Genomic DNA, 12512 nt, shown 5'->3' with positions numbered 1-12512 from the left:
CCGTAATTGTCTACCCGAAGTTTCATCCTTCCTGGCCAAATACGAATGCGTGCAGTTCCGCTACTGACTTCAATTTCAGTTTGCGGAAAATATTCCGGCGATGCGTTTCAATTGTATATTCACTCAGGTTCAAAGCTTCAGCAATACCCCTGGAAGTAAGCCCACGTCTTATCATGGCAATGATCTCTTTTTCCCGCCTGGTAAGCAGCAGTATGCCTGCAGTTTCAGGAAGGGCCTGGTCTCCCGGCGCTTCCGCTTTCATGAAAACAGGTTCCCCGGCCAGTACCCTTTGTATCACTTCTTTTACCTGGTTGGCATCATAGGTTTTGGGAATAAAACCACTGGCTCCGGCATCCTCGCCTTCCTGGATGATACGGCGGGATTCGAACATGGAAATAAACAGTACCCGAACCTCCGGAAACCGCAGCCTGATGGTTTGGCACAATTCAATTCCATTCATATTACCCAACTGAATATCCAGCATTACCAGGTTGGGGGCTTCATCATTCAAAAGGTGTAATAGTTCCTGTCCACTATTACAGGTCCCCAGCACGGTATAACCACCATCTTCTTCCAGAATACGCACAAGGCCATCAACAAACAACTGGTGATCGTCTGCTATAAGTATGGTATAAGATTGTTTCCCGTTCATAATGTTATATTGAGTGGGATTGTAACAATGGTGGTTGTACCATCAGGGCCGGAGGAAATATGAACCTCTCCCCGCAATTCCGAAGCGCGCGCCTGGATATTGCCCAGTCCCATGCCAGTGTGCTGTTGACCGGGCGAATACCCTTTACCGTTATCTTCCGTCATCAGCACCACCTGTTCATCATCAACAATCAATTGCAGGTTGGCCTCCGAAGCTCCTGCATGGCGTAATATATTGTTCAGCAATTCCGAGCTGATCCGCCACAGGGCCTGCGCTATTCTCCGGTCTATCAGCGCATCGCTGCCAACAGGAATAAATGAAAATGAAACTACTCCCAGGCGGTTCAACTCTTCCACTTTTTTCCTCAACGCATTAAAAATGCCTTGCTCACCCATGCCATCCAGCGATAAAAGGGTAAAAAAATAACGCAGGTTATTGCTGGCCTTCCCGATCATAGCCATTAAATGTTTGTCGTGCGCATAACTGTTTGAGATAACCAGTTTGATGGCGCTGATGGAAGCCCCGAGATCATCATGCAGGTCCCGCGCAATCTGCCGTCGTTCCTGCTCCTGCACTGCCAGTTCCCGATGATACATTTGTTTGTCTTGTATAGCCCGTTCCTGCAACAGGCGGTAATTTTTCTTTACCGTTTCGCGGTATCGCCAGGCCAGCAGGCAGCTTAGTATCACAAACTCTCCGCAAATGGTCCAGTAAAAATAGTTGGGATAGGTGATCTCATAGTAATGCAACAATCCGGAATAGTTCAGCCAGAAGCCGGCGGGATTGAAATAGAGGCTCAGGAAACCGGCTATGGGAAATGCCAGCCATTGCCAGCCTTTGGATGCGGATAAACAAATAACCGTAAACATCGAAATCATCATGAGGCATACCACAATGATGCCGGTGTATAGGAAAGCATCAAAGACCAACTGGCCTACTTCTATCTGTTCTAACCCTGCAGCATAGCCGAGCAGCGCAAGCACACCAAAGAGAGTACCGGCCAAATTGAACCTGTCAAGGTAACGGAAGAATTGCTCCCGGCGGGAGGGTCTGACTATATAACGCACCACACGGTAATGCAGGCCCTGCGCAATGATCACCAGGGCCAGAGGCTGCAGGCGGGTAAGCACCGGGAATATACCATTTCCGGGAAAGGCGGTAACCAGCAATTCTTCAATCAACGTTACACAGGTAGTAAGCAGAATAAACAATCCATACCAGAAAAAAATTCTCTCCCTTGTAAAAATCCCGATGATCAGGCTAAAGACCATTACCAGCAAGAAACACCCGATAAAGATCCCGATAGACCAATAGAACCCTTTTTCCCAAAGCAGGTTATGGTCTGGAGTGGTAAGATCGGCAATTGCATGCTGCGTACTGCGCATATTGCGCACCTTTATGAACAGCTCAACATACTCACCAGGTTGCAGCAACAATTCGGTAGCCAGGAAACGGACAGGTATCTTCCGGTTGCGTAACGGGGTATAATAGGATAACGTGTCTGTACAAACGAAATTGTCCGGACCTGTGCGGCGGTATACGAGAATACTATCTGCATGACTATAATGGCTCCACCAGTAACGCCGGGTATCCTTATCCGTATTCCTGATTGTTACATGCAGCCAGAGCGGATAAGGGTTGAAGCCATTGTTGAGTGTACGGTTCAACGGCATCGGCAGGAAACCACCCTGGTCATACCTCCGCGCTATCGTTTCTATACCTTCCTTTCTGCTGCTGTCGATCCGGTAAGCGGTGTATCTTGATATATGTTCGAGATTAGGACCGGCTACATCAAAAGTATCAGGGAAAGCACCTGTCTTCAACACCGAAGCAGAATCCCCCGCATGAACACCCACAGGTAACAACAGGAAGAGATAAAAGAATATCCGGTTCATAGGCAGTAGACTGGTATAAAAACCCGCTCAAAATAAACATTATCGCCCACAATGAATATACCGGGAAGTAAGTATTGGCTACCGGTTGCCTGCCTTATAAGTTTGTTTGTTTTACCATTCCTAATTGCTGGCTGCCCTGATCCGGCAGCCGGGCGGTAAATCTTAATAATTATGAAACGAACCACTATTGTCTCCGCCAGGCTATGCCTGTTGTTGTTGCTGGCAACAACTACACTCCACGCACAACTGAGTAAATACGATGAAAGCGTTTACAAAGGCGTGTTCCCTGTTTCAGGTAATGCCGCCAACATGCAGGGACTGGCTGCCGTGAAAACCCCGGCGGCAACAAAAGCGATCCAGGAAGCTGGCCTGGTTGGATTGCGTAGTCACCTGAGCGGCTCCCTGCGATGGGTTAAAGTGGGAGATAGTTATGCACTGGCAGTTTTTATAGATGCGGGACTGGAACAATTTTCCTTCAAGGTTCCTTCCGCAGATTTTGGGATGATGAGTACTGAAAGATGGTTTTCCAATGCCGGCATTGCAACAGGCGCATGGCGTATTTCAGGCATCGTACTGGAGATCACCAATAGTAAAGGAACTTTCAATAAACGTGTATCCTTCGATCTTTCCGGCAACTGGGAGAAAAAAGGAGCAGGAGTGAATCAGGGTAAAAAAGTGTACACCACAGAAACGCTGGTATCCAACAAAGAGGCATTTGAAGTATACAATCTTGTTAACAACCATATGCAGAAAAAATGGGACCCTTCTGAACCTTTTTTTCGATATGGCTATTTCAAGGTAACCGTTATCAATCCCGGAACGATGGAGAGCAACGCTTATCCGGTAGCAGCACTGAGGCAATATGCAGCCGCTGAAAATAAAAAGGCATCGGATAAAATAGCCCTCCTGAAACAGGGAAAAGAAGCGGCCGCCAAAGCACAATCGTCCCGGGCCGGCACAAGCACATCCTCTTCCAGTACAGCCAACAGATCATCCACCAATGCAGCAACTGCCAAAACATCGGGCAGTAGTTCCACCACGGGCAGCGCCCGAACTTCCGGTAGTTCCTCCGCCAATCGCGCCTCCAGTTCCGCCAGCGCGGCCAACCGCCGGAGCGTGGATGCCCACAATGCTCAAATCAGAAGGCAGGCCGATGCTATTTCGCGCCAGTCTGATCAAACCTGGAATGCCTACCAGAATGTACTGAAGCAAACGCAGGATATGTTCAAGGTAGATGAAGCCACCAGGCGTAAGAGAGAGGCAGAAGCCGAAGAGGATGAAAGAGAATGGGAAGCAGAACAACGCCGCAAGAGACGTGAAGAAGCCCGCCGGGAACGCGAAAGAGAACAGGCAGAAGCAGAGCGTCGTGAAAGACAGCGCCTGGCCGACGAAAAAGCGCGGCAGGAAGCAGCCGCCAGGGATGCCAAACGCAAAGCCGATTATGCCATTTGGGTGAATAATGGTAAAGCGGCTTTCGACAAAGCCTACAAAACCTGGCAGCAGGAAGACATTAAAATAGTAAGTGAATTGCTGGGCACTTATCCAAAACTTACCATTGACGCTATACGCGACTTCAACAAGTTGATGGCAATACCACAACTAAGCACAGCCGAAAAATCTGCAATCATCAAATCTGTTACTCACTCCATTAACCAATACAGGAGCCTCCACCGGCAATATAATTTCTACGGGGAAATCCCAGGTTATTCAAGTCAAACCCCGCGCATGCAATACCGCAAGGCATTGGACGGCTTCGATCCCCGCGCCAGGACCAGCCATTACGACTATATTTCCAGTCGCCCGGAAACTATACCGTCAAAACAGGTTTTGACTTACAATGCCAACTTTCAAAAAAGCTGGAATATGCTGAAGTCTGCGATGGGCAATAAAGACTATACACATCAATTAAAAGATTTGCCGGCCAAATTCAATTATGCAGGGAACCAATACATCCCCAGTTGGAGTTACCGCAGCAAAAGACCCTCCGGCTTCACCATCAAGCAACCCTATATGGGACTGGCGCTACTGCCTGCGCACGCAGCTTTCCTGGAAGAGTTCACCCGCCAGGCTTATGATCTCAAACACGACCCCTACCGGAAAGAATATGACCTTTTGCATTTCCACCTGGCCCGGCATTATTATCTCAATCAGGAATACCCGGCAGCATTCCATCAATTGCTGACCATTCTTTCAAACAACAATATAGCTTCCCTGCAGGCATTCCTTGACCTGCCTGTTGCAAAGGGCGAGTCAGATTATTTATTCACAGAATCGTCCAGCTATAATAAATTTTCCAACGACCAGGAAATAGAACTAACAGAGAAAAAACGGACGCTAACCGGCAATGCTGCATTTATTCTTTATCAGAATGGCTATCTCGATGAAAGTGCCATCCTTTTCTCCCAGGCAATGGCCAGTTTTTCCAGAGAACAAACAGGCAGCGGTTACCGGGTAGAAAAACGGGAAACCTGGAAATATCCTGGAGAAAGCCGGCAATACGCCTTCTGGCAATACTATTCCTGGCTGATCAAATGCCAGTACCAGCAAGGGAAAAAAGAGCTGGTACAAGAGCAAGGCAAGCTGTTCCTCAACAAAATGAAATCTGCTTTTCACAAAACATCAGACGATATACTGCGTGCCGCATTTGTGGGGCGCAATGCAACGGATATCCGTACAGACCATCATTTATACCAGTCTTACCTGCGGGCAGTTGCCTATTATGCACGGGCGCTGGTGGACAATGGCGATAAAAAAGGCGCCGAAAAACTATTGAAATCTACGCTCAAAGCTTACAGGTCCGATAAACAGTTTGCTGCCGCCACCACCAACAGGGTAATGCCTGATATTGAAGCTGCCCTGGAAGTGGTTTTCCCAGGCGCTATTACAAAAAAGAGCCAGCAGGCTTTACTGCCGGCACCGCCGGAAAAAGATATTACTGGCTGGACCAGCCGGTATGATCCGCAAATTCAACAAATCCGGCAAGCCTTCCAGGCAAAAAAATACGACAGTGTGATTGCCTGGTCCAGGAAATTGCGCGGCACGCTGCATCCATCAGCCATAACACCGGCCGCTACTCCTTATATCGAAATCATGACCCAGGCTGCCTTTGCCAGCCTGTACACGCATCGCTACCAGGATGGCATTGCGTTTGCCAGCTTTGGGCCAGCCGTAGATAAAGCATTACCTGACCCTGAAGTTGCACGGGTACTCAATGCCCTAATGCTTTGCAAAACCAATCAACCACTTTATCACTATAATATAACCCATAAGATAACTGACGAAAACCAGATCACCAGGAATCGTTACTACCTGGAGCAGTCTTTAATAAGATATGCTTCCACCCGTTTCGGCAGCAGCAGTGGGTATGAAAAATTGGAAGAGGTGGCACGGGAGCTGTCGGAGAGGGGTATCTCCTCGCCCTACCTGGCACACCTGTTCAACGCTATTGGTTTTGGTGCCAAGAACCTGGCCAACAGGTAATGCCGGCTGCCGGCCAGCCAGTAAAAAGGGGATACCAGTCTGAACCGGTATCCCCTTTTCTTATACAATCAGACTCCGTAATATTATCTTAATTCAAAGTCCGCTTCCTTCACATCCTGCGAGTTCCCGCCCACAAACACTTTGAAAGCACCTGGTTCTGCCACAAACTTCAGATCGCTGTTATAGAATTTCAGGTCATCCACGGAAATGGTAAAGCTTACCTCCTTCGATTCTCCTTTCTTCAGTTCCAGTTTTTTGAATCCTTTCAATTCCTTCACCGGCCTGGTAATGGACCCCACCAGGTCGCGGATATACAACTGAACCGTTTCCACGCCATCATAATTTCCGGTGTTACTAACAGTTACGGTTACCTGTAATTTGCCTTTTACAGCAATGCTTTTCTTATCCAGCTTCAGATCACTGTAAGAAAAGCTTGTATAGCTCAGGCCATATCCAAAGGGATACAGCGGCGTATTGGGTACATCGAGGTATTTGGTTGTATACTTTTGGTTTTCGTTGAGTGGGCGACCGGTATTCTTTGCATTGTAGTAGATAGGGACCTGCCCTACATTCCGTGGCCATGTCATGGTGAGCTTACCGGAAGGATTGGCTGCGCCGAACAACACATCGGCAATAGCAGCGCCAGCCTGGGTTCCACCAAACCAGGTTTCCAGGATGGCATCGATGTTCTCATTTTCCCAGCTCACGGTGAGCGGCCTTCCGTTCATCAATACCAACACTACAGGTTTGCCTGTTGCTTTCAATGCTTTCAGCAAAGCCAGTTGATTTTCGGGCAATCCGATCATACTACGACTGGCCGCTTCTCCACTCATACCAAATGTTTCTCCCAGCACCGCCACCACTACATCTGCCTGTTGTGCTGTTGCCACGGCTTCTGCGATCAGTTGCTCTGGAGATGTGGTTTCACGCGTGATCTGTCCGTCATGTGCATTGAGTCGATTCAGCAGGTTTTCATCTTCCAATAAGTTACAGCCTTTGGCATAAAGATATCCACCGCCTTTTTGTTCGAGTGCAGTCCAGAGGCTCACCGCTTTCCTGTAATCACCGGCACCGCTCCAACTGCCGATCAGGTTGCGCTGGTCTTTCACCAGGGGGCCGATGAAGGCGATCTTTTGGGAACTGTTCAGCGGCAAGGTTTGGTTGTTATTCTTCAGCAGCACCATGCTTTTTATCGCAGCTTCTTTGCTCAGCGCCAGTTGCTGAGCATTCATGATCTCAGTCTTATTGCGTTCTTCACTGATGTACCTGTAAGGATCATCAAAGAGTCCGAGCTTGAATTTTGCTTCAAGGATCCTGCGGACCGCTGCATCTATCTGCGCCATCGAAACTTTTCCTTCCTTCACCAGCTGTGCTCCGTGTTTGAGGAAAACTTCGCCCACCATATCCATATCTACTCCTGCATTGAGAGCTAGTTCTCCCACTTTCTTTTCATCACCCATGCCATGGGCGATCATTTCATTGATGGCCGTATAGTCCGTAACAATCAAACCATGAAAGCCGTATTGTTTGCGCAACAGGTCCGTGAGCAGCCATTTATTGCCGGTAGCGGGAATGCCATCGATCTCGTTGAAACTGGTCATTACCGATCCGGCCCCGGCCTGCACAGCAGCTTTGTAAGGCGGCAGGTATTCATTGTACATTTTCACGCGGCTCATGTCAACGGTATTGTAGTCCCTTCCTGCTTCGGAGGCTCCATAGAGCGCAAAATGTTTCACGCAGGCGAGGATGGTATTGTTCTTCGAGAGATCATTTCCCTGATAACCCTGCACCATGGCTTTTCCGATCTGTGAGCCCAGGTAAGGGTCTTCGCCGGCGCCTTCGCTAACGCGGCCCCAGCGCGGATCACGGGCGATGTCCACCATCGGGGAGAAGGTCCAGTTGAGTCCATCGGCGCTTGCTTCTTCCGCAGCCACGCGGGCTGTTCGTTGCAACAGGTCCATATCCCAGGAGGAAGCCAGACCAAGATTGACGGGGAAAATAGTACGATGACCGTGGATCACATCATAACCGAATAGCAACGGGATCTTCAAACGGGTCTCTTTCACAGCCAGGTCCTGCAGTTTACGAACAGCAGATGGCGTGAACGTATTGAACACCCCACCCACCAGGCCTTTGCGGATCTTCTCTTCAACACCCTGACTGAGGATAGGACCGGTAACATCAAAACCTATCGAAGGCAGGTTGAGCTGACCGAGTTTTTCTTCCAGGGTCATTTGCTGTAAAAGTTTGTTCACCGTGGTATTCATATCTTTTTTTTGTGCAAATGCCGACACGGTCATCAGCATCAGAAAGGCAATAAGCCATCTATTGATCATACTATTTCATTTTTTCTGAATACAAATCTCAAAAAATATAAATGCCGTCATTCGTTGAGCAGCATTGAAAAACTGCCTGACGTATTATTGACGTATCAAATGTGCGGCCATATCCAACAAAATACTTCATTACTTCACTAATGAGTGGTAGCGGATCATCAGGTTTCGATGATATTTATCGCTACTCTTTTAATGCGGGGCTCTCGAATCCCAGCCGTTTCAGTCCGTTTTTGATTTCCGGACAGCTCATGAACAGCTTCCAGAGCAGACCGGACCGGTAGTTCTCGATCATCACGATGATCGGCCCCTGATCGATGGCCAGGTGCGAGCCGGCCACCCAGTTCCGGGTTTCATTGAAGGCATCCACAAAACCATATTGCGACCAGAGCTTATCACCGAGCCTGTAATAAAAATGACGTAGCGCCTGCATACTTTCTTTGGGGCTGTAGGGAAAGGAAGAGAGTGCCGCAGTTGGAGAAATAGTGCCATTATCATTGTCCGGCGAATGCGCACTATAACCGTTGTAAGTATCGCTGGCGGTGAGTCCCCAGCAGTCGGCGCCATATCCTTTGAACTTGTTTGGATTGCGGATGCAATGTTGGCGGTTGATCTGAACATGGTGTGTGGTCTGCGTCCAATAGTCTGCGTATTTATCTTTCAGTCCGCGCGGATCGAGGCCCAGGAAGGAGTAATGAGAAAAGAATAACGGTCCGCCGTAGTCGAAACCCAGTGGGAGTTCTATCCCGTAGAAGGATCTGCCATTGCGGAAGAACCAGCTATTGACCCATCCCTTGTGATACGCTTCTGGTTTCACCGGATATTTTGGTGATGAAGCCGCCAGCACATACGTGATCAAACATTCATTGAATCCGCGTATCTCGAAATTCATGCTCCATCCGTTGTTGGGGCTCCAGTGCCAGTAAAGCACATTCCTTCCGCCCTGTGTGTACCAGTCCCATTCCGCATCGTACCAGATCCAGTTGATGGTATTGCGAAGCCGGGTCTCTCCAGGTGTTTCCTTATTGAAGTATTGGCGGGCGCATAGCAACCCCTGGAAGAGAAAAGAAGATTCCACAATATCGCCTCCATCATCTTTCCTGCTGAAGGGAATTGTTTTTCCTGTGCTGCCATTGAGCCAGTGGGCGAAGATGCCGTGATAATGATCGGCCTTGCTGAGAAAATTCACCATCTTCTGGATTCTTGCCAACGCTGAATCACGGGGTATCCATCCGCGTTCGGCTGCCACCAGGATAGACATCACTCCAAACCCGGAGCCACCGGTAGTGACCACTTCATCACCATAATCGTAGGCTCTATTGCTCCGCTCCCTGCTGAGCCCGGAAACCGGGTGACCGAAATCCCAGAAATACCGGAAGGTTTGTTTTTGAACCAGGTCAAGCAACTGTTCATCGGTAAGATCGGGTATGATGGCGGTACTCACAACGTCTTTTGCCTGCGCCTTTTTCTTCTGCTTTTGCGCCTGCAAATGCGGAGCATAACCCAAAAGCATCAACGAAATCACTACATATATTCCGTATCTGAATTTACTGGTCATTGTCACTTTTTAATGGTTCAGTTAAATACCGGGATAAGTGAATCCCAGCTTTTGTAATCCTGTTTTCACTTCATCGCAGCTCATGAAGAGGTTCCAGAGCAGGCCGCTCCGGTAGTTCTCGATCATCACAATAATGGGCCCCTGATCGATGGCTAGAAATGAATCCGCCACCCACATTTCCTTCAATGAGAACGCATCGGCAAAACCGTATTCTTTGAAAAGCTTATCACCCAGCACATAATAAAAGAATTTCAGCGCCTGCATGGACTCTGAAGGAGTATAAGGAAACGATGAAAGCGCTGCCGTGGGAGCGATCACTCCCAGGTCGTTGGTGGGTGAACTTGCTGCATAGCCGCCCGGGATATCGCTGGCCGTGAGTCCCCAACATGCGTTTGAATAACCGAATTGATTATTGGGATTTTGAACGGCATGCTGGTAATTGATCAATGTATGATTATGCACCTGTTGTTCATAATCGGCATAAGCATCTTTCAATCCCCTGGGGTCAAGGCCCAGGAATGAATAATGAGAAAAGAATAAGGGCCCGCCCATTGCCGGGCCCAGTGGCAATTTCACCCCGTAATAATTATTGTTGTTACTCATGGCGCCATTCCTGGCCCATCCTTCATCGTACACCGATTTCGGAATCGTATGAACCGGTGCGCCGGCAGCCAGCACATATGTGATCAAACATTCATTCCAGCCCTGGATGGGCAGATCCATTTCCCATTGGAGGTCATTGCTATAATGCCAGTACAGTTTTTGTTCATTGTTCTTTCTGAACCAGCTCCATTCCACGGCCTGCCAGAGTTGATTGATATCCGCGCGGAGTGCGGCTTCCGCTGCATCAGGCTTGTTGAAGAACTGCCTGGCAGTGAGTAGCCCCTGCACCAGGTACGCAGTTTCCACCAGGTCTGCGCCATTGTCTTTTTCACTGAAGGGAATGATCTTTCCGGTAGCGCCATTGAGCCAGTGCGGAAATGCGCCGTGTAGCTTTTCTGCATTTTTCAGGAAACTAACGGTGGTCTGTAACCGGGTTAAGGCTTCTGATCTTGTTATGAAATTGCGGTGTACGGCCACTATCATGGCCATGATCCCGAAACCCGAACCTCCTGATGTGACTACATCTCCGGAACTATTCCTTTCCCTGGCCAATCCGCTGACCGGATGAGCAAAGTCCCAGAAGTACCTGAATGTTTGTTCCTGTACTTTTGAGAGCAGTTGCTCATCGGTGATTCGCGGATACTTGTCAGAGCTGTCCAGTGATGTGACTAACTGCAACTGTACGGGCTGTTTCAAATGCCCGCCGTTGGCTGACTTGAGTGACGATGCTACTTCTACTGAATATCTTTCATAATAGTTCAACTGTTGTGAGGGTTGCACCACCAGGATACTGTCGTTCTGTTCATAGGTCAGGTTCAATGGGATGGTGCCGCCCTGGCGTTTGGTCAGCGAAACCGCTGCACTCACAGAGGCTTTATCAATTTTGGCAGGCAGCCTGAATTTGATCATTGGTTGCCTGCGTACATCGTAATAAGTTGTGAGGGCTGGTTTTCCGTCAATAGTCCAGTACTCGAAACTGAAGTTCACAGGCGTTGGCGGCGGATCAGGGTCCGGCGATGAACCGCTGCGGCTGCAGGCGGTTACCGATACAATGGCTGCCAACAGGATCAGTGTTTTTCGCATAGTTATTGACGATATAGGGAACGAACCCATGCTGCCCCCTGATTATTGCTTACCGTTGAAAAGGGCTTGAATCTCTGCAGCAGTTAAGGCTTTATTATAAAGCCGGAACTGGTCCAGCGAGCCGGTGTATTCCACCATCCAGTCTACAGGCGGTTTTCCGAGCGCCAGGAATGGGCCGCCTCCAATCACAAATCCATTCACATTTGTAAAACTGAGCGGTCCCCTGGGGTTGCCATTTTTCTTTACATCTGTCAGCCCTGCAGGCAAACCGGTAAGTGCGGTTCCATCAATGTAGGTGGTAAGCTTTGAAGTAGATTCATCATAGGTAAATGCAAAATGATGCCATTGATTATCCAGAACATTCTTCAGGCGGTTGGCGCCAACAAATTCAAACCACTGATCTTGTATCAATAGCTTGAATGCGCCAAGCTCTGCTGTACTCTGGTTACCATCCTCTATAAGCAGGAATAGTTCGCTCATATGCCAGATTTCAGTACTGGTAGGTAACACAAAAACAAATTCAGCTCCGGAGCCTGGTGGATGGGGCGACTTTTTCAACCAGAATGAGATCGTAAAGCTGGTTGCCCTGGAAAAGTTATTGGCGGAGGGATATTTGATATACGAATCTGGTCCGCCTTTATATGCTTTTCCACTTATTCCATCTTCCCAGGCAGCATTCGTGGGTTGGCCAAAATTGGCAAGGATACTATCTACCTCCGTACCCTCAAATGCAGTAAAAAAATTCAGGGCTCCTCCCGGGTTGGCCTGATCTTCAGGATAGTCGGGCATGCCGGGTCTGTCTAGTTTTTGACAGCCGGCGCCGGCCAGAACGGCCAGCAGGCATATGATGATGAAAGATTGATTGCGTTTCATAATTGATCTTTTCAGAATGAAAAAATGTTTCGGTT

Annotated in this window: 7 protein-coding genes; 1 reads left to right on the top strand and 6 read right to left on the bottom strand. The window is 48.7% G+C overall.

The genetic code is table 11. From position 1 onward, the window contains the following. Positions 1-22: 22 nt before the first annotated feature. Positions 23-652, bottom strand: coding sequence for a response regulator transcription factor (locus D9Y29_RS25555; protein ID WP_127133090.1), 630 nt, complete (start codon positions 650-652; stop codon positions 23-25). Next, a complete protein-coding gene (locus D9Y29_RS25550) occupies positions 649-2547 on the bottom strand; it encodes a sensor histidine kinase (protein WP_127133089.1) in 1899 nt (632 codons plus the stop codon). Before D9Y29_RS25550 ends, D9Y29_RS25555 begins: the two co-directional genes overlap by 4 nt. A gap of 171 nt (positions 2548-2718) precedes the next feature. Between D9Y29_RS25550 and D9Y29_RS25545 the strand changes: the two genes are divergently transcribed. After that, on the top strand, positions 2719-6027 hold the full coding sequence (locus D9Y29_RS25545; RefSeq protein WP_127133088.1) for a hypothetical protein: 3309 nt from the start codon (positions 2719-2721) through the stop codon (positions 6025-6027). A gap of 83 nt (positions 6028-6110) precedes the next feature. On the opposite strand, the gene bglX is transcribed toward D9Y29_RS25545, so the two are convergent. From bglX to D9Y29_RS25525, 4 genes are all read right to left on the bottom strand, one after another. After that, positions 6111-8363, bottom strand: coding sequence for a beta-glucosidase BglX (bglX, locus tag D9Y29_RS25540; RefSeq protein ID WP_127133087.1), 2253 nt, complete (start codon positions 8361-8363; stop codon positions 6111-6113). A gap of 181 nt (positions 8364-8544) precedes the next feature. After that, entirely contained in the window at positions 8545-9918 is a 1374-nt protein-coding gene (locus tag D9Y29_RS25535) for a glucoamylase family protein (protein ID WP_241238045.1), read from the bottom strand. 21 nt (positions 9919-9939) lie between these two features. After that, positions 9940-11604 (bottom strand): glucoamylase family protein, encoded by a 1665-nt coding sequence (locus tag D9Y29_RS25530; protein ID WP_127133086.1) that lies wholly within the window; start codon positions 11602-11604, stop codon positions 9940-9942. Positions 11605-11646: 42 nt separating this feature from the next. After that, positions 11647-12477: a LamG domain-containing protein gene (locus D9Y29_RS25525; RefSeq protein ID WP_127133085.1), complete on the bottom strand. Its 831-nt coding sequence runs from the start codon at positions 12475-12477 to the stop codon at positions 11647-11649. Positions 12478-12512 lie beyond the last annotated feature (35 nt).

Source organism: Pseudoflavitalea rhizosphaerae, from assembly GCF_003991355.1.
GTDB classification, from domain to species: Bacteria; Bacteroidota; Bacteroidia; order Chitinophagales; family Chitinophagaceae; genus Pseudobacter; species Pseudobacter rhizosphaerae.
Note: the sequence above shows the minus strand (reverse complement) of the source record. Positions and strands in the feature narration are given on the sequence as shown.